Origin of the sequence: Ruegeria atlantica, from assembly GCF_013032505.1 — a bacterium.
Lineage (GTDB): Bacteria > Pseudomonadota > Alphaproteobacteria > Rhodobacterales > Rhodobacteraceae > Ruegeria > Ruegeria atlantica_F.
Map to the genome: position 1 here is coordinate 579,853 of NZ_WQCG01000001.1, position 19,194 is coordinate 599,046.

Sequence of the window (19,194 nt, forward strand, 5' to 3'; positions counted from 1 at the left end):
CCTGATGACCGCAAGTGAAGCGCAACAGTTGGACGTCTCAGCCGAGGATCGCATGCGCGCGGATTTCTACAACTTCCTGGGGCTGCTTTTGTCTGCGCCGCCGGATCAGATGTTGCTGGACCAGGTGTCTGGCCTGACAGGCGACGAAACTGATCTGGGACAGGCCATTCAGGCCATGGCCCGCGTCGCCAAGGTTACCAAGACCGCCTCAGCCGAGCGCGAGTTCAATGCGCTGTTCATCGGATTGGGGCGCGGTGAGCTGCTGCCCTATGCCAGTTTCTACCTCACTGGGTTCCTGAACGAGAAACCCTTGGCGCAGCTGCGCAACGACATGGCGATGCGTGGCATTACCCGAGCCCGGAACGTTTTCGAGCCGGAAGATAACATTGCTTCACTGATGGAGATGATGGCCGGAATGATCGTTGGTCGTTTTGGCGCACCGGCGTCGTTGGAAGATCAAAAGGCATTCTGGAGCAAGCATATCGGCCCTTGGGCCACGCATTTCTATTCGGATTTGGAAGGCGCTGAAAACTCGGTTCTCTATGCCTCGGTCGGTACTGCCGGTCGGGTTTTCATGGAGATCGAGCGCGAAGCCTTCCGAATGACGGCGGCGTAAGCCCGCCACTCGCCAGCGCTTGCAAAGGCGCTAGATCGCAAATGGGAGAGGAGAACCCCATGAGCAAGAAAAAGGAAGAAGGCGCGACGCGCCGCGACTTCCTCAAACTGGCCGGAACCGCAGCCCCTGCTGCAGTCGCCGCCGCCAGCCTGAGCGGAAAGGCCGAGGCAGCTGAGCTTCCGACGGACGAAACCCGCATTCAGGACACTGCGCATACACGCGCCTACCTCGACAGCGCCCGGTTCTGAACCGGACGAGGTCACACCCGACTGACGGTTGCGATTGGCCCTGACGTCGGCAACAGCAGTACCAAGCCAGCCATGGCTTACATGGCGAGCAAGGGAGGAACGAAATGCTTAGGAAAAAGACCAACGGGGTTGCGAGACGCCCCCAGCGGACAAGTATCCTGTCCCAGGTCGGCGAAAAAACCGTCGATCGCCGCGCATTCCTGCGTGGCTCGGGCCTGACGATCGGCGGCTTGGCCGCGATCAGCGCCACGGGTGGAACCGTGACGCCAGCCAGCGCCCAGACAGCAGCAAATCAGGCTGTCGAAAACATCAAATCCATATGCACCCACTGTTCGGTCGGCTGTACGGTCGTCGCCGAAGTGCAGAATGGCGTCTGGATCGGGCAAGAACCCGGTTGGGATAGCCCGTTCAACCTGGGTGCACATTGTGCCAAGGGGGCCGCAGTTCGCGAGCACGCCCATGGTGAACGCCGCCTGAAGTATCCGATGAAAAAGGAAGGCGGCGAATGGAAGCGCATCAGTTGGGAAGAGGCGATCAACGAGATCGGCGACGGCATGATGAGCATCCGCGAAGAATCTGGGCCAGACAGCGTCTATTGGCTGGGTTCTGCGAAGCATAACAACGAACAGGCCTACCTGTTCCGCAAGTTCGCCGCCTATTGGGGCACGAATAACGTGGACCATCAGGCCCGGATCTGCCACTCAACCACGGTTGCGGGTGTTGCGAACACATGGGGCTACGGCGCCATGACCAATTCGTATAACGACATCCACAACTCTCGGGCCATCTTCATCATCGGCGGCAACCCGGCCGAGGCACACCCTGTCTCGCTGCTGCACGTTCTGCGCGCGAAAGAGCAGAACAACGCGCCGCTGATCGTCTGCGACCCGCGCTTTACGCGCACCGCAGCGCATGCGGATGAATATGTCCGCTTCCGCCCCGGTACAGACGTTGCTTTGGTCTGGGGTATTCTGTGGCACATCTTCGACAACGGATGGGAGGACAAAGAGTTCATCCGCACCCGTGTCTGGGGCATGGACCAGATCCGTGAAGAGGTTGCCAAGTGGAACCCGGAAGAGGTTGAGCGTGTCACTGGCACACCAGGCTCACAGTTGAAGCGTGTTGCGCGCACCATGGCCAACAACCGTCCCGGTACGGTGATCTGGTGTATGGGCGGTACGCAGCACACCAACGGCAACAACAACACTCGCGCCTACTGCGTGCTCCAGCTTGCTCTGGGCAACATGGGTACTTCGGGTGGTGGCACCAACATCTTCCGCGGCCATGATAACGTGCAGGGCGCAACGGATCTTGGTGTTTTGTCCCACACCCTGCCCGGCTACTATGGCCTGTCAAAAGGTGCATGGGGCCACTGGGCACGTGTCTGGGGTGAAGAACCCGAATGGCTTGCTGGCCAGTTCGCCACGATCAAGGACAAGGAAGGCAAGGACAAACCGCTTCAGAACGAACGCGGCATCCCTGTTTCCCGCTGGATCGACGGTGTTCTGGAAGACCCGGCGAACATGGATCAGGACAACAATGTCCGCGCCATGGTGCTGTGGGGCCACGCGCCCAACTCACAGACCCGGATGACAGAAATGAAGACGGCGATGGAGAAGCTGGACATGCTGGTCGTGATCGACCCGTATCCCACCGTCTCGGCCGTTCTGCATGACCGCACCGATGGCGTCTACCTGTTGCCCGCCTGTACGCAGTTCGAAACCCGTGGATCGGTCACGGCATCGAACCGGTCTTTGCAGTGGCGTGACAAGGTCGTGGAACCGCTGTTCGAAAGCCTGCCGGACGAGGTCATCATGGCCAAGTTCGCCAACAAGTTCGGCTGGGCGGATCGGTTCTTCCGCAATATCGAGATGGACGACCCTGAAACCCCGAATGTTGAAAGCATCACACGTGAATTCAACTCGGGTCTCTGGACCATCGGGTACACCGGTCAGTCACCGGAACGTTTGAAAAGCCACATGGCCAACCAGCATACGTTCGACAGAACCACGCTGCAGGCCATTGGTGGACCAAACGACGGCGAGTACTACGGTCTGCCCTGGCCCTGCTGGGGCACGGCAGAGATGGGTCATACGGGGACACCAAACCTCTATGACATGTCGAAACCGGTGGCCGAAGGTGGCCTGACCTTCCGTGCCCGCTTTGGCGTGGAACGTGATGGCGACAACCTGCTGGCCGAAGGGGTCTACAGCGCTGGATCGGAAATTCAGGATGGTTATCCCGAATTCACGATGCAGATGCTGATGGACCTTGGTTGGGACGGTGATCTGACCGCTGAAGAGCGGGCAGCAATCGACGCCGTTGCAGGACCGGAAACCAACTGGAAAACCGACTTGTCCGGCGGTATCCAGCGGGTCGCGATCGAGCATGGCTGTGCGCCCTTCGGGAACGCAAAGGCACGCGCGGTCGTCTGGACCTTCCCGGATCCGATCCCACTGCATCGCGAACCGCTTTATACACCGCGGCGCGATCTGGTGGAGGATTACCCGACCTACGAGGACCGTCAGGCTTATCGCCTGCCAACCCTTTATGCCTCGATCCAAAAGAACGACTTTTCAAAGGATTACCCGATAATCCTGACGTCTGGTCGTCTGGTCGAATATGAAGGCGGCGGTGATGAGACACGGTCAAACCCGTGGCTGGCTGAGCTGCAGCAAGACATGTTCGTCGAGATCAATCCCCGCGATGCCAACAACCTTGGTATTCGTGACGGATCACAGGTCTGGGTCGAAGGTCCTGAGGGCGGCAAGGTCAAGGTGATGGCGATGCTGACCAACAGGGTCGGTGCCGGCGTGGCCTTCATGCCATTCCACTTTGGCGGCCATTTCCAGGGCGAAGACCAGCGGCACAAATACCCCGCCGGTGCAGACCCCTATGTGCTGGGTGAAAGTACCAACACCGCCCAGACGTATGGCTATGATTCAGTGACCCAGATGCAGGAGACCAAGTGTACTCTCTGCAAGATCTCGGCAGCGTAAGGAGGACGAAAATGGCTAGAGCAAAGTTTCTCTGCGACGCTGAACGCTGCATCGAGTGCAACGCCTGCGTAACCGCGTGTAAGAATGAACACGAGGTGCCGTGGGGCATCAACCGCCGCAGGGTGGTGACGATCAATGACGGCAACCCGGGCGAACGTTCGATCTCGGTGGCCTGTATGCATTGTTCGGATGCGCCTTGCATGGCGGTGTGCCCGGTCGACTGCTTCTATCAGAACGAAGAAGGTGTCGTCCTGCACTCCAAAGACCTGTGCATTGGCTGTGGCTATTGCTTCTATGCGTGCCCCTTCGGCGCGCCGCAATATCCACAGGCGGGTAACTTCGGATCGCGCGGCAAGATGGACAAATGTACCTTCTGCGCTGGTGGTCCCGAAGAAAACAACTCGACCGCAGAGTTCGCAAAATATGGTCGCAACCGGATCGCCGAGGGCAAACTGCCCATCTGCGCCGAGATGTGTTCCACCAAGGCCCTGCTCGCCGGTGACGGTGACGTGGTGTCGGCCATCTACCGCGAGCGCGTCGTCGCGCGCGGGTTTGGCTCGGGCGCCTGGGGTTGGGGCACGGCCTACGACCAGAAAGACGGCTAAAACCGTCTTCGTGAACCAAACAGACGACCCGCGTTCGTGGGTCGTCTGAACAGGGATTTTGACCGAGGTTCAGATGTTCCGCTTACTCTCCGTATTGCTGCTGACATTTTTGATGGCCCAAACCGCTGTCGCCCAATCAAGTGAAGCCGAAGCCCCTGCCCCTGCCCCTGCTGACAGGGCGCAGACCGGGGGCGCGACGACGCTTGAGGATATCATGGCGCGACAGCGCGGCGAACAGGTTGATGACAGCTATCGCTCAGACAATACTGGCCAGGGCAATGCCGAAGGCTTGCTTGGTCAGTTGGGCACACGGGGTGTCGCCTCGGACAGCGATGTCTACCGCGCGCTGCGCTACGGATCGGCGGATGTCACAGTCTCGTCCAAAGGACCGGCAGCCGGAGTGCTGATTCAGGACGGCGGCATGTGGTGGTTGAACTTCCGCACCGGTCCGCTGCGCGAATATGGCAGCTACATCATCGGCGGAATGCTTGTCATCCTTCTGCTTTTCTTCCTAATCCGTGGAAAGATCAGGATCGACGGCGAAAAAACCGGCCGCACGGTCACCCGCTTTGGAGGCTTTGAAAGGTTTGGCCATTGGCTGTTTGCCGGTTCATTCCTGATCCTCGGCATCACTGGTCTTTTGACCCTATACGGCCGCGACTTCCTGATACCGATCTTCGGGAAAGAGGGCTTCGCAATGATCGCTCAGGGATGCAAATGGCTGCACAACAACCTCGCATGGGCTTTCATGCTGGGGCTGATCATCGTCACCGTAAACTGGATCAGTCATAACATTCCGAACCGCGTCGATCTAAAATGGCTCGCCGCTGGTGGTGGACTGTTTACCAAAGGCAGCCATCCCCCAGCCAAGAAATTCAATGCCGGACAAAAGATCATTTTCTGGCTTTGCATCCTGCTGGGCGTCTCAATAAGCCTGTCGGGTCTGTCGCTGCTGTTCCCGTTTGAAATGCCGCTGTTTGCCAAAACCTTCTCGATCGCAAATGCTACAGGCATTCCGCAAATGCTGGGCCTGAACCTACCAGTGCAAATGTCCCCGCAGGAGGAAATGCAATACGCTCAGGTCTGGCACGTCATGGTCGCCTACGCTTTCATCGCTATCATTCTGGCTCATATCTACTTGGGCTCGGTCGGCATGGAGGGCGCGTTCGACGCAATGGGAACCGGAGAGGTTGAAGAGCAATGGGCCCGCGAGCACCACTCGCTGTGGCTGGAAGAGGTGCAGGCAAAAGAGGCCAGCGAAGGAGCGGCCTCGCCCGCCGAATAAATGCGCAAGCTGGTTCTGGCACTGGCGCTGCTGCCCCTGCCCGCGATGGCCGAGTTCTTCACTCTTAAAGGCCACGGCGGGCCCATCATGGGGATCGCCACCGCGCCAGACGGTCGGATCGCAACAGCAAGTTTTGACAACTCGGTTGGCATATGGACCGGGCAATCGCCGAAATGGCTGGAAGGCCACGAGGCCGCAGTCAATTCCGTCGTATTCAACGGTACCGCGATCTATTCGGCTGGGGATGATTTTACCCTGCGCAAATGGCCTGGCGGTCAGATTGTTGGTCAGCACAAAGGCAAGATTGTAGGCGTCGCCGCGTCGAAGACCCATGTGGCAACGGCCAGTTGGGATGGGACCATCGGGCTGTGGCCGGTCGATGGCTCGGCGCCGTCGATGCTCGGGCCGACTGGAAGCGGTGTGAATGCCGTCGAATTCTCTGCAGACGGTTCGGAACTGTATTCCGCAGGTATCGATGGTTCACTGCGCATATGGGACGTTGCCAGCGGACAGGAAACGAACCGGTTCGTGGAACACGGATTTGGCATCAATGAGCTGGCACTGAACGAACAGGACAACTGGATTGCGTACGGCGCGGTTGATGGCGTCACCCGCATCCTCGACCTGACAACTGGCGACGAACGTGATTTCACTTTGGAACGCCGACCGATCCTTGCCTTGGCGCTCAGCCCGGATCGCAGCATGTTGGCCGTCGGAGACGGCGAAGGCTATATTATGATGATAGACACGGTCGAATGGCGCATCGCACAGGATTTCAGAGCGACCTTACGTGGCCCGGTCTGGGCATTGGCCTTTTCCACTGACGGGCAAAACTTGCATGCGGGCGGTATTGACGAGGCCATGTATAGCTGGCCAGTCGCTGCGCTGGGAGATCAGGAACAGATGGCTGCGGCTGAACCCAGCTTTTTGAAAGATCCCGAGGAAATGGAAAACGGTGAACGTCAGTTCGCCCGCAAATGTTCGATCTGCCATAGCCTGACCCCGGATGGCCAACGCCGGGCAGGTCCGACGCTCCACGGTGTGTTCGGGCGCAAAGCAGGTACCCTACGGGGATATTTTTACTCGGATACGCTGCAAGACTCTGATATCATTTGGAATGAAGAAACGATAAACGCTCTTTTTGACGAAGGGCCGGACCACTACATTCCGGGGTCGAAGATGCCGATGCAACGGATCACTCAGCCTCAGGATCGGGACGACCTGATCGCCTTTCTGCGCCGCGCCACGATGCCAGAAAATTGAGCCGGAGGAGACTATGAAAGCCTTTCTTGCTGCCGTCGCCGTTATGGCGGTGATCACTGTCGCCGCGCCATATACGCTGCAACAGATCGGTTTCAGTGCTGCGGATGCAGGGGCTGGCTCGGCTGTGCGTCTCGACTGAATGTCCGAATACTTGACCACCAAAGAACTGGCCGATCTCCTGCGCATTGGCGAGCGAAAGGCCTATGACCTGGCTTCATCGGGTGAGGTGCCGTGTGTGCGCGCTATGGGCAAGTTGCTTTTTCCGCGGGCCGAGGTGATTGCATGGCTGAACGCCTCGCGATCTGGCCCGGAAGTGGCCGAACCGCCCCTGCCCCCGATTGTCGCTGGCAGTCACGATCCGCTGCTGGACTGGGCGCTGCGCGAAAGCGGATCAGGCCTGGCGACATATTACGATGGCTCATTCGATGGGCTAACCCGGCTAAAAGATCGAAACGCACAGGCAGCAGCGCTGCACATTCATGAGGATGCCGGTTTTAACACCCGGACGCTTCAGGACACTTTGGGTGAGGCTCCGGTCGTTCTGTTTGAAATTGCTCATCGCCAGCGTGGTTTGCTGCTGGCGCCAGGCACGTCGGATATTCAGGGATTTGAACAGCTAAAAGGTCGACGTGTAATCCTGCGCCAGGACAGCGCCGCCAGCCAAAGACTGTTCGACGCCCAACTGGAAGCCCATGGTTTGACGCGCGAAGATCTGGAAGCCCTGCCCACCTGTGCCCGCACCGAGGAAGAGCTGGCAATCGCCCTGCATGATAGCAAAGCCGAGGTCGGGTTCGGGTTGGGTGCATTGGCCGGACTTTACGATCTGGAATTTGTCCCGACACATTCGGAACGCCTGGACCTGGCGATCTGGCGAAGAGCTTACTTTGATGACCCAATGCTGAAGTTGCTCAGCTTTGTACAATCCGACCGGTTCCTGAACCGCGCCAATGAGTTTGGCGGCTACGACCTGTCCGGTCTGGGAACAATCCACCACAATGGCGCCAGCGGGTAGTTTCCTATTTTGCGTTCGGAAAGAACAACTGATTGCCATTCAACTTAAAGGCCTCAATTGCGGTTTGCCCGTCCGGACCGATCAACCAATCTATGAACCGCTGCCCCGCAGCTGCGCGAACACCCGCATGTTTTTCGGGATTCACCAGAATGACGCCGTATTGGTTAAACAAGCGCGGATCACCTTCGACCAAAACCTCAAGGTTCCCCCGGTTTCCAAAGGATTCCCACGTCGCCCGATCCGTCAGCGCATAAGCGTCCATGCCACTGGCCACGTTCAACGTCGCGCCCATGCCTGAACCTGTCTCGCGGTACCATGTGCCCGATTCCGCTGTGGGGTCTACACCGGCGTCGCCCCAGTGGCGCATTTCAGCCTTATGGGTACCACTGTCATCCCCACGAGACGCAAAAGGAACTGCCGCTTCGGATACTGCCGTCAAGGCGGCCACAATGTCCGAACCGCCTTTCACCTTGGCTGGGTCTGATTTAGGCCCGACAAGGACAAAGTCATTGTACATCACGTCGAACCGTTCAACGCCCCACCCGTCTTTGACAAACTGCTCTTCATCAGCCGTTGCATGGACCAGCAGAACATCCCCATCGCCGTTGATCGCATTTCGGATCGCCTGCCCGGTGCCGACAGCCACAACGCGCACGTCGATCCCGGTTTCCGCTTCAAACCAAGGAAGGATGTAGTCGAACAGCCCCGAATTTTGGGTCGACGTTGTTGATTGTACGACGATAAACGGCTCTTCGGCCGAGGCCGAACCTGCAATCAGGCCAAGGGAAACCAATGCTGCCCGAACGAAATTCCGGATCATTGTGAACTCCAGGTTTTTGTTATGTTACCAGCCCGCCTGCCAGATACCGGCGTGAGGCCTCGCTCAGTGGATCGTCCATTACCTGACGCGCGTCGCCATGTTCAACCACATGGCCACCCTGCATCATGACGACATCCGATGCCAGCCGACGCGCCTGACCAATGTCATGGGTCACCATGACAATGCGCACCCCTTCAGCTGACGCGCGCAGGATCATCCGTTCGATTACCTGAGTTGCACTAGGGTCCAGCGCACTGGTCGGTTCGTCCAGAAACAGCGTGTCCGGGTCCAGCGCCAGTGCGCGTAAGATGGCCAGCCTCTGCGCCTCGCCACCCGACAACGATCTGGCCGATTGCCGCGCCTTGCCCTCCAGCCCGCCTTGGATCAGCAACTCTGCGATACGCATCTTGCGGGCAGCGCGTGACAGGCCCTGCCGTTTCAGAACAAACTCCAGATTGGCCGCAACCGACCGGCGCAGTAAGACAGGCCGCTGGAAAACCATCGCCTGTCGAGCTTTATGATTGGAATTCAAGGGAACGCCGTCCTGTTCCACATGCCCCTTATCCGGAGCGATCAGCCCGTGCAAACATCGCAGCAACAGGCTTTTGCCAGACCCGTTCGGTCCAAGGATCAGAGTCGGACCCGGCCCGGCCAAATTCAGATGCGGTACGTCCAGCAACGCAGTGCCATTGCGTGCAATTTGTACTCCATGCACAGTGATGTGCCGCGCCATTTCCGAGACCAGATCACGCATGGCGCAACCCCTCTCGCTCGGCCCGCAGGCTAAGCGTGCTGACCATGGCGTTTACCGCCACAGCGATACCGATCAGAATCGCACCAAGCGCAAGAGCAAGCGCAAGATTACCTTTGGACGTTTCCAATGCGATGGTGGTCGTCATCACACGGGTCACGTGATTGATATTGCCCCCGACAATAATCACTGCCCCAACTTCGGCAATGGCACGGCCAAATCCGGCCAGTAATGCGGTGACCAGTGCCAGACGCGCGTCCCACAGCAAGACCGGAACAGAAGCCAGACGCGATACACCAAGCGAACGGAGCTGTTCCGAATATTCCTCGGCCAACATCTCGACCACTTGCCGCGTCAGCGCGGCAACAATAGGTGTCACCAGGACCACCTGCGCGATGATCATCGCGGTCGGTGTATATAGCAGTTCAAGAACTCCCAACGGCCCCGACCGAGACAACATCAGATAGACCAGCAGTCCAACCACGACGGGTGGAAACCCCATCAGAGCGTTCATCAGAACGATCAAGATCCGCCGTCCCGGAAAGCGCGAAACGGCCAGCGCAGCGCCAACAGGCATCCCAATCAGAGCAGAAATCAGGACGGCAAATACAGAAACTTTCAGGGACAAAAGCACAATCGCCCAAAGCTCTGGATCCCCGTTCAGGATCAGAGCGATAGCGGTATTGAATTCTGATGCAAATCCCTGCATTTTTTCCGGACTATCGACTGTTTCGTACGAAATGCGCTGTTATTCATAGAATTCTACGCCATTTCGGCCTCAAGTACAGACACTTTTCCGACATAAGAAAAAGGAAACGCGGCCCCGTATGGGACCGCGTTTTTTCAGTTAATGCCTAGTTGATCAGTTCAGCGCTGCATCCGTGATCTGATGGGTCCAAGCACCATCCGGCTGTTTGGTGATGACTGGGTCTGATCCACCAGCCAGCAACGTGGCCACAGTGCGTTCAAAATCGGCCGGATCCAACGCACCATTCGAACCAGAGGTCAGTTTCGCGATCTCACCCATCATGCGTTTCTGATGCTCTTCGGTCTGGGCGCCGGTCTCATCGTTTTCCAGAACGATATCGGCGGCCTCTTCCGGGTTTTCTTCAGCGTATTTCCAACCTTTCATCGAGGCCCGGACAAAGCGCTCCATCTTGTCGGCGAATTCCGCATCACTCAGGTTTTCTTCGAGCACGTAAAGACCATCTTCAAGCGTCGCGACGCCCTGATCTTCGTATTTGAAAGTCACCAGTTCATCCGGGCTGACGCCCGCATCAATGACCTGCCAGTATTCGTTGTAGGTCATCGTGCTGATGCAATCAGCCTGACGTTGCAACAGTGGATCAACGTTGAATCCCTGCTTAAGAACTTCCACGCCGCTTTCGCTTTTGCCACCCGTGTCGATCCCCAGTTGGCTCATCCAGCTCATGAATGGGAACTCGTTGCCAAAGAACCAAACGCCCAGCGTGCGGTTCTTGAGGTCCTCGGGCGCGGCGATCCCGGCATCTTTCCAGCAGGTCAGCATCATGCCCGAGCTTTTGAACGGTTGCGCAATGTTCACCAACGGCAGACCCTTTTCACGCGCGGCCAGTGCTGCGGGCATCCACTCGACGGTTACATCAGCGCCCCCACCAGCAATCACCTGTGTTGGCGCGATGTCTGGTCCGCCTGGCAGAATGGTGACGTCCAGCCCTTCTTCCTCGTAGAATCCCTTGTCTTTGGCGACATAATAGCCTGCGAACTGCGCTTGCGTGACCCACTTGAGCTGCAATGTCACCTCATCCGCTGCCAAGGCCGAACTGGCGGCCAGACTAAAGGCGGCTATCGCCCCGCTGAGTAGCTTATTCATCTTCATATCTCCTAGTTGCTGTTGGCGCCCCTTTTGGGGTCTGTTGAATTACTTATTATCCACGCTGAGACGGATGCCAGAATGTCACCGCCTTTTCGATCATGGCCACAAGGCCGTAAAACGCCGTTCCGGCCAAAGCGGCCACCACAATCTCGGCCCAGACCATATCCAGAGACAATTGCCCGACACTGGTTGAAATCCGAAAGCCCATGCCAAGCGTGGGTGATCCGAAGAACTCTGCCACGATAGCGCCGATTAACGCCAGGGTGGTAGAAATCTTTAAGCCATTGAAGATAAAGGGCATCGCGGCTGGCAAACGCAGCTTCAGAAAGCTTTGCCAATAGGTGGCTGCATAGGTTTCCATCAGATCGCGCTGCATGGCCGTGGCCTCGCGCAATCCGGCAACGGTATTCACTAACATTGGGAAGAATACCATCACCACAACCACCGCTGCTTTGGAGTGCCAATCAAAGCCGAACCACATCACCAGAATGGGGGCTGTCCCCACGATCGGCAGCGCGGCAACAAAGTTCCCGACAGGTAGTAGCCCGAGGCGTAGGAAATCCCAGCGATCCACTGCGATAGCCATCAGGAATGCCGCGCCACAGCCGATTATGTATCCGCTGAACGCCCCCTTGATGATGGTCTGAACAAAATCTGCCCACAGGATCGGCAGACTATCTACAAAGCGCACCGCAATTACGGATGGTGCCGGCAGTATGACCAGAGAAACATTGAGCCCTCTGACCAGCAGCTCCCAAATGACGATGATAGTTATGCCAAATATGAATGGTGCCAAGAAACGCACAATGCGCGTATCGGCATAAGGTCCGCTGGCCAGACGGCTGTTCAGCCACCAGCCCAGCACCCAGACGGCGATTGCAAACAGCACCAGTATCATTGCGCCATCCCCATTCTTTTCAGCACTGTCCGTTCAACAAGCCCCAGCAAGCCAACCAGACAGGCCGCCAGAATGGCCGCCGCAAACAAGGCCGACCATATTTGCACGGTTTGTCCATAGTAGCTGCCCGCCAGCAAACGTGCACCCAGACCGGCCACCGCTCCTGTTGGCAATTCACCAACAATGGCACCAACCAGCGACGCCGCGATGCCAATTTTCAACGACGTAAACAGATACGGCATAGACGCGGGCAAGCGCAACTTCCAGAACCCCTGAGACCGACTGGCATTATAGGTGCGCAGCAGGTCCAGTTGCATTGCGTCAGGGCTGCGCAGGCCTTTAACCATTCCGACAACCACCGGGAAAAAGCTCAGATAGGCCGAGATGATCGCCTTGGGAATGATCCCCTGAATACCAATCGAATAGAGAACCACGATAATCATCGGTGCGAGTGCGATAATCGGGATAGTCTGGCTGACAATGGCCCAGGGCATGACAGACAAGTCCATCACACGGCTGTGCACGATGCCCACGGCCAGCAATATGCCCAGCCCTGTGCCAATCGCAAAACCCAACATCGTCGCGCTGAGCGTCACCCAGCCGTGATAGATAAGTGACCGTTTCGAAGTGATTTTCTTCTGTGCCGTGGTCTCCCACATTTCGATGGCGACCTGATGTGGGGCCGGCAGACGGGGTCGGTCCTGCTCCCACGTGCCTGGAATGGCAAAGCTATTGTTCAACACCAGTCCGAATTCGGACATATCCCGACGGTCTTTAGCTGACGGCGGTTGCACTTCGGCCCCGGCGCGCTCTTGCTCGGTCAATACGCCTTTGATGTTCATTGGAACGCAAGCCGCGTACCAAAACGCAATGATCACCGCGAGAACAGTCAGAACGGCCCAGAAAGCTTTGAATCCGTCATTCATCGTCCGCATGCCCCGCCCTCAGGCCTTCGCGCACGCGATGGGCGACCTCGATGAACTCTGGCGTATCACGGATATCCAAAGGCCGTTCTTTTGGCAGAGGGCTGTCGATCACGTCTGTAATCCGCCCCGGCCGTGGGCTCATCACCACGATCTTGGTGCTCAGATACACCGCCTCTGGGATCGAGTGCGTGACGAAACCAATGGTCTTTTCCGTCCGCGCCCACAGCGCCAGAAGCTGTTCGTTCAGGTGATCCCGAACAATCTCATCCAGCGCACCAAAGGGTTCGTCCATTAGCAGGATGTCCGCGTCAAAGGCCAAGGCGCGCGCGATACTGGCCCGCTGCTGCATTCCTCCGGACAACTGCCAGGGAAACTTGCCTCCAAATCCTTCAAGATCAACAAGTTCCAGAACGTTTCTCACACGTTCATCTTGCTCAGCGGCCGAATACCCCATGATCTCAAGCGGTAGCTTGATGTTCCTAGCGATGGTGCGCCAAGGATACAGACCCGCCGCCTGAAACACGTACCCATAGGCCCGGTTCCGCCGCGCCTCATCCGGGGTCATGCCGTTGACTGTCAGGGTTCCACCCGTTGGGGTTTCCAATGCCGCGATACAGCGCAGAAAGGTGGTTTTTCCGCAGCCCGAGGGGCCAATAAAACTGACGAATTCGCCCTTGCCGACAGTCAGGTTGACGTCTTTCAACGCGTGAATCGGTCCGTCATTGGTTTGGAAGGTCAGATCCAGCTGCCTTGCCTCGATCACGGGCTGGGTAGTGCTTTCAGTATTCATTCCATAGCCTTGAAAAGATTTGATTTTGGGTCGCCACAAAGACGACCCACACGCATCATACGCCCGTCGCCGGGATGCCCGACCGCTCGATCGGTCGAGGCGCAGTCAGCTCTTTCCAGGTGCTCAACGCCTTGTTCACATGGCCATTAGGTTCGCGTGCGACAAAATCACCGTGACCTTCCTGCGTGCGAATCTCGCCGTCATGCACAGCCACATGCCCCCGCGTCAGCGTAAAGCGCGGCAGGCCTTTGACCTCTTTCCCTTCAAACACGTTGTAATCAATCGAAGATTGCTGAGTACCCGCGCTGATCGTCTTGGATTTCTCAGGGTCCCACACAACGATATCCGCATCTGCCCCAACAAGGATCGCGCCCTTTTTGGGATAGCAGTTCATTATCTTGGCGATGTTTGTTGACGTCACCGCGACGAATTCATTCATCGTCAGACGGCCTGTATTCACCCCATAGGTCCACAGCATAGGCATCCGGTCTTCCAAGCCGCCGGTGCCGTTCGGGATTTTGGTAAAGTCGCCGACACCGTACCGCTTTTGCTCCGTCGTAAAGGCGCAATGGTCTGTCGCTACAACACTCAGCGTGCCCGAGTGTAGACCATTCCACAAACTATCCTGATGTTGCTTGTTCCGGAACGGAGGGCTCATGACCCGACGTGCCGCGTGATCCCAATCGTGATGAAAATACTCGCTTTCATCCAATGTCAGGTGCTGGATCAAAGGTTCGCCCCAAACGCGCTTACCCTGCATCTTGGCCCGGCGGATCGCTTCATGCGCCTCTTCACAAGAGGTATGCACAACATAAAGCGGCACGCCTGCCATGTCGGCAATCATAATGGCGCGATTGGTCGCCTCGCCTTCAACCTGCGGCGGACGGGAATAAGCATGCGCCTCGGGGCCGTTATTGCCCTCGGCCAGTAGTTTGGCACTGAGTTCCGCCACCACATCACCGTTTTCGGCGTGAACCATCGCGATGCCGCCCAACTCTGCCAGACGCTTGAACGAAGAGAACAACTCATCATCATTCACCATCAAGGCGCCCTTGTAGGCCATAAAATGCTTGAACGTGTTGATACCGCGTGTCTCGATCACCGTCTTGATGTCATCGAACACCTGCTCGCCCCACCATGTCACAGCCATGTGGAAGGAGTAGTCACAGTTGGCACGGGTGGATTTGTTGTCCCAGCGTTTCAACGCGTCCAACAGGCTTTCACCCGGGTTCGGCAGCGCGAAATCAACGACCATCGTCGTTCCACCCGCCAGCGCAGCCCGCGTACCGCTTTCGAAATCATCGCTGGAGTAGGTGCCCATAAACGGCATCTCCAGGTGGGTATGCGGATCAATCCCACCCGGCATGACGTAACATCCCGTGGCGTCCAATTCTTTGTCACCCTTAAGATCCATCCCGATCTCTGTGATGACCCCATCATCGACCATGACATCCGCCTTGTAAGACAAGTCGGCGGTCACAACGGTTCCGTTCTTGATAACAGTGCTCATTCTAATCTCCCTGACGCGGTCTGCGCCGCTTGCTTGATCTGGCCAAATATATCCCGTGGAAGTCACCCATCAGGCGACGGGGGCAGTCCCCCTATTCAACAATCTCCGCCGTCTCAACGACCGCATGGAACAGAACATCCGTCCCGGCTGCAGCCCAGTCCTTGCTGATTTCTTCAGCCTCGTTATGGCTCAGACCATCGACACAAGGGCACATGACCATCGCGGTCGGTGCCACCCGATTGATCCAGCAGGCATCATGCCCTGCACCTGAGATGATGTCGGTGTGCGAATACCCCAATCGCTCAGCCGCGTCCCGAACCGCAGCGACACACCCTTCGTCGAACTTTACCGGGTCAAATCCGCCAACTTTTTCGAACTCGATTTGGAGGCCCATCTCTTCCACGATATCCTCGGCGGCAACGCGCAGACGGTTTTCCATGTCCTTGATCACCGCCAATTCGGGCGAACGGAAATCGACAGTGAACACTGCTTTACCGGGGATCACGTTGCGAGAGTTCGGATAAACGTCAATATGCCCTGCCGCCCCAACCGCATGGGGCGCATGCGACCAGGCGATCTCATCCACCTTCTCAAGGATACGCGCCATCGCCAGCCCTGCGTTTTTGCGCATCGGCATCGGCGTCGAGCCGGTATGTGCGTCCTTTCCGGTCACGGTGACCTGCGTCCAGCTTAGCCCCTGCCCGTGCGTCACAACGCCAATGTCCTTGCCTTCGGCCTCAAGGATCGGCCCCTGTTCAATATGCAACTCAAAGAAAGCATGCATCTTGCGGGCACCGACCTCTTCGTCTCCCCGCCAGCCGATGCGCTTTAGCTCATCGCCGAAGGTCTTGCCTTCGGCATCTTCGCGGTCATAGGCCCAGTCCTGCGTGTGCATCCCGGCAAATACGCCCGAAGACAGCATCGCCGGCGCATAGCGCGTGCCCTCTTCGTTGGTCCAGTTGGTCGCGACAATCGGATGTTTGGTTTTGATGCCCAAATCATTGAGCGTTCGGATAATCTCCAGCCCACCCAATACGCCCAACACGCCGTCATACTTGCCGCCGGTTGGTTGGGTATCCAGATGTGAGCCAACATAGACCGGCAGAGCGTTGGGGTCAGTGCCCACGCGATGAGCGAACATGTTGCCCATCTGATCCAAACCCATGGTGCAGCCGGCGTCTTCGCACCACTTTTGAAACAAAGCGCGCCCCTCTGCGTCTTCATCCGTCAGGGTCTGGCGGTTGTTGCCCCCCGCAACACCGGGGCCGATCTTGGCCATCTCCATCAGGCTATCCCAAAGTCTGTCGCCATTGATCCTGAGGTTTTGCGCCGGAGCTGCCATCTTGTTCTTCCCTGTTGCTTGCGATTTGGCTCGCTTTTGGTGTCTTGATTTGACCATCTGGTCAAACTCACGCTATCACGGGTTCGACATCAGTCAAGAAATTGCATGGTGCCGCCGGAAAATTCGGCATATTTGGTGCCCGCTTGGCGGAAAAAGAGACAGTCAGGAAACATGCCCAAAGACCGCGCCCCGACCCGAATTCAGAAAAAGAACCGCGCCGCGATTCTCGAAGCCGCACTGAATGTGTTTTCGGCGCATGGCTTTCGTGGGGCGACCGTCGATCAAATCGCGACCGAGGCCGGGCTGAGCAAACCAAACCTGTTGTATTATTTCCCGTCGAAAGAGGCGATCCACACAGCCCTGCTGTCAGGCCTGCTGGAGGTCTGGCTTGCCCCACTGCATGATCTGGACGCGGATGGCGATCCGATGGAAGAAATCCTCGCCTATATCCGCCGTAAGCTGGAAATGAGCCGAGACCTGCCGCGCGAAAGCCGTTTGTTTGCAAACGAGCTTGTTCAGGGCGCTCCGCGCATCCACGAATCTCTGTCGCGCGACCTTAAATCTCTGGTGGATGAGAAAACGGCAATACTCACACGGTGGATGGATCAAGGCAAAATCGCGCGCCTGCACCCCCATCACCTGATCTTTTCAATCTGGGCGCTGACACAGCACTACGCCGACTTCGACGTTCAGGTCCGCGCAATTCTGGGTGACGAAGACCCATTTGAAGGGGCCGAGCCGTTTATCGACACGCTCTACCGCAAACTTCTGACGCCATAATCGGCGCGACGTTATCCGCCACGCCATTGATCAGGTGATGTCGGCAGAATGCCATACGTTTTTTACGATCATGTAGTTGTCCAGCCCCTCGGTGCCGCCTTCGCGACCATATCCGCTGGATTTCACACCGCCAAAGGGCGTTTCAGGCATGGATGCCTCAAGCGTGTTGATAGACAGGTTGCCGACCTCGACCTCGTCAATCAATCGATCAATATAGTCCGCGCGATTTGTAAATGCGTAACCGGCCAACCCATAGGGCACCGAGTTTGCTTTGCCGATTGCGTCATCCAGTGAGGATACCGGATTGATCACAGCCACCGGACCAAAAGGTTCCTCCTGCATGATCCGGGCGTTGTCGGGCACGTTCAGCAGGACGGTGGGCTGAAAGAAGTACCCTTTGTCGCCATGTTTGGCGCCACCCGTGGCAACCGTCGCACCCTTTTCACGGGCGTCTTCCACCAATTCGGTCAGTGCAGGCACCCGCCGGTCATTTGCCAAAGGCCCCATTTCCACATTTTGGTCCATTCCGTTTCCGACAATAGTTGCCGCAGCGCGTTCAACGAAAGTTGTGGCGTAATCGTCAAAGATGCTCTCATGCGCAAAGAACCTTGTGGGCGATGTGCAAACCTGCCCGGCATTGCGCATTTTTCGAACTGCGCTTGAGATCCCGGCCGCTTTCACATCTGTGTCTTCGCAGACAATTACTGGCGCGTGGCCACCAAGTTCCATCAGCACCGAAGTCATATGTTCTGAGGCCAAAGTAGTCAGATGTCGCCCCACAGCGGTTGAGCCGGTGAAAGCCACAAGCCTTACAGGGTCCTGCGGGATGAGGTGGCCTGAGATTTCTGCCGGCTCTCCGAACACCAGGTTCAGGACGCCTGCAGGAAGACCGGCATCTTCGAAGGCTTTTGCAATATGTATTGCCCCCGCGGGTGTTTCTTCTGCCGCCTTCAGGATGATCGAGCAGCCCGAGGCCAGCGCGCCAGCGATTTTGCGTGCAGGTTGGCTCATCGGGAAATTCCAGGGTGAAAAGGCTGCGACGACACCGATAGGCTGGTGATGAACGGAAAACTTGTGACCTGGAGCCGCAGGGATGACCCGCCCATAGGTCCGCATCGCCTCGCCCGCGTCCCATTCAAAAAACTCTGCCCCTCGGATAACCTCAAGCCTGGCCTGCTTCAGCGGCTTGCCGTGTTCCATGGTGATAGCATGGGCAATCTTTTCCTGACGTTCCCGCATCAGCGCAGCAGCGCGCAGGATTGTATCGGAACGTTCGCGCGGTGAGGTGCGACTCCATACGCGAAACCCTCGGACTGCAGCCTCTAGGGCGTCATCCAGATCCTGCTTTGAGGCGCATGGAAGACGACCGATTTCATCCTCGGTCGCCGGATTCACAACCGGAATGTCGCGGCTGGTTGTGCGCCATTTGCCTGCAATGAACAGCTTGAGCTCAGGATACATGAAACCGTTGCCTCCGAATTTGACCATTTCAAA

General features: G+C 57.4%; 19 protein-coding genes. 9 read left to right on the forward strand and 10 right to left on the reverse strand.

Features of this window, described 5'->3' with window-relative positions; all coding sequences use genetic code 11:
- Positions 1-4: 4 nt before the first annotated feature.
- The 8 genes from GOW92_RS02865 (at position 5) to GOW92_RS02895 (ending at position 8,028) form a co-directional block, all read left to right on the forward strand.
- The gene (locus GOW92_RS02865) at positions 5-616 is read left to right on the forward strand and encodes a TorD/DmsD family molecular chaperone (protein WP_170557807.1); all 612 of its coding nucleotides are present in this window, start codon (positions 5-7) and stop codon (positions 614-616) included.
- Positions 617-675: 59 nt separating this feature from the next.
- A complete protein-coding gene (locus GOW92_RS02870; protein WP_170412382.1) occupies positions 676-864 on the forward strand; it encodes a ubiquinol-cytochrome c reductase iron-sulfur subunit N-terminal domain-containing protein in 189 nt (62 codons plus the stop codon).
- 104 nt (positions 865-968) lie between these two features.
- Entirely contained in the window at positions 969-3,863 is a 2,895-nt protein-coding gene (locus GOW92_RS02875; RefSeq protein WP_170557809.1) for a formate dehydrogenase subunit alpha, read from the forward strand.
- 11 nt (positions 3,864-3,874) lie between these two features.
- Positions 3,875-4,468, forward strand: a complete 594-nt coding sequence (gene fdh3B / locus GOW92_RS02880; RefSeq protein ID WP_058273836.1) for a formate dehydrogenase FDH3 subunit beta — start codon at positions 3,875-3,877, stop codon at positions 4,466-4,468.
- A 73-nt stretch (positions 4,469-4,541) separates the two neighbouring features.
- Positions 4,542-5,753, forward strand: coding sequence for a formate dehydrogenase subunit gamma (locus GOW92_RS02885; protein WP_170557811.1), 1,212 nt, complete (start codon positions 4,542-4,544; stop codon positions 5,751-5,753).
- Complete coding sequence (locus GOW92_RS02890) at positions 5,754-7,016, forward strand: c-type cytochrome (RefSeq protein ID WP_170557813.1); 1,263 nt, start codon at positions 5,754-5,756, stop codon at positions 7,014-7,016.
- A 13-nt stretch (positions 7,017-7,029) separates the two neighbouring features.
- Complete coding sequence (locus tag GOW92_RS25120) at positions 7,030-7,155, forward strand: hypothetical protein (protein ID WP_302477271.1); 126 nt, start codon at positions 7,030-7,032, stop codon at positions 7,153-7,155.
- A complete protein-coding gene (locus GOW92_RS02895; protein WP_170557814.1) occupies positions 7,156-8,028 on the forward strand; it encodes a helix-turn-helix transcriptional regulator in 873 nt (290 codons plus the stop codon).
- A gap of 4 nt (positions 8,029-8,032) precedes the next feature.
- On the opposite strand, the gene GOW92_RS02900 is transcribed toward GOW92_RS02895, so the two are convergent.
- The 9 genes from GOW92_RS02900 to GOW92_RS02940 form a co-directional block, all read right to left on the reverse strand.
- Positions 8,033-8,848, reverse strand: a complete 816-nt coding sequence (locus GOW92_RS02900; RefSeq protein WP_170557815.1) for a substrate-binding domain-containing protein — start codon at positions 8,846-8,848, stop codon at positions 8,033-8,035.
- A gap of 19 nt (positions 8,849-8,867) precedes the next feature.
- Positions 8,868-9,602 (reverse strand): ATP-binding cassette domain-containing protein, encoded by a 735-nt coding sequence (locus tag GOW92_RS02905; protein WP_170557817.1) that lies wholly within the window; start codon positions 9,600-9,602, stop codon positions 8,868-8,870.
- A complete protein-coding gene (locus GOW92_RS02910; RefSeq protein ID WP_170557819.1) occupies positions 9,595-10,308 on the reverse strand; it encodes an ABC transporter permease in 714 nt (237 codons plus the stop codon). The genes GOW92_RS02905 and GOW92_RS02910 overlap by 8 nt, the downstream gene beginning before the upstream one ends.
- Before the next feature lie 153 nt (positions 10,309-10,461).
- Positions 10,462-11,451, reverse strand: a complete 990-nt coding sequence (locus GOW92_RS02915) for an ABC transporter substrate-binding protein (protein WP_170557821.1) — start codon at positions 11,449-11,451, stop codon at positions 10,462-10,464.
- A gap of 55 nt (positions 11,452-11,506) precedes the next feature.
- Positions 11,507-12,352: an ABC transporter permease gene (locus GOW92_RS02920; RefSeq protein WP_170557823.1), complete on the reverse strand. Its 846-nt coding sequence runs from the start codon at positions 12,350-12,352 to the stop codon at positions 11,507-11,509.
- Positions 12,349-13,278: an ABC transporter permease gene (locus tag GOW92_RS02925; protein WP_170559320.1), complete on the reverse strand. Its 930-nt coding sequence runs from the start codon at positions 13,276-13,278 to the stop codon at positions 12,349-12,351. Before GOW92_RS02925 ends, GOW92_RS02920 begins: the two co-directional genes overlap by 4 nt.
- Positions 13,271-14,068 carry an ABC transporter ATP-binding protein gene (locus GOW92_RS02930; protein WP_170557824.1) on the reverse strand — a complete coding sequence of 266 codons (798 nt, stop codon included), beginning with the start codon at positions 14,066-14,068 and terminating at the stop codon, positions 13,271-13,273. Before GOW92_RS02930 ends, GOW92_RS02925 begins: the two co-directional genes overlap by 8 nt.
- 55 nt (positions 14,069-14,123) lie before the next feature.
- On the reverse strand, positions 14,124-15,578 hold the full coding sequence (gene hydA / locus GOW92_RS02935) for a dihydropyrimidinase (RefSeq protein WP_170557825.1): 1,455 nt from the start codon (positions 15,576-15,578) through the stop codon (positions 14,124-14,126).
- A 91-nt stretch (positions 15,579-15,669) separates the two neighbouring features.
- Positions 15,670-16,920, reverse strand: a complete 1,251-nt coding sequence (locus GOW92_RS02940) for a Zn-dependent hydrolase (protein WP_170557826.1) — start codon at positions 16,918-16,920, stop codon at positions 15,670-15,672.
- Positions 16,921-17,091: 171 nt separating this feature from the next.
- Between GOW92_RS02940 and GOW92_RS02945 the strand changes: the two genes are divergently transcribed.
- Positions 17,092-17,700 carry a TetR family transcriptional regulator C-terminal domain-containing protein gene (locus tag GOW92_RS02945; protein ID WP_170557827.1) on the forward strand — a complete coding sequence of 203 codons (609 nt, stop codon included), beginning with the start codon at positions 17,092-17,094 and terminating at the stop codon, positions 17,698-17,700.
- Between the two features lie 30 nt (positions 17,701-17,730).
- Here GOW92_RS02945 and GOW92_RS02950 read toward each other — a convergent pair whose 3' ends face one another.
- Positions 17,731-19,188: an NAD-dependent succinate-semialdehyde dehydrogenase gene (locus GOW92_RS02950; protein ID WP_254452879.1), complete on the reverse strand. Its 1,458-nt coding sequence runs from the start codon at positions 19,186-19,188 to the stop codon at positions 17,731-17,733.
- Positions 19,189-19,194 lie beyond the last annotated feature (6 nt).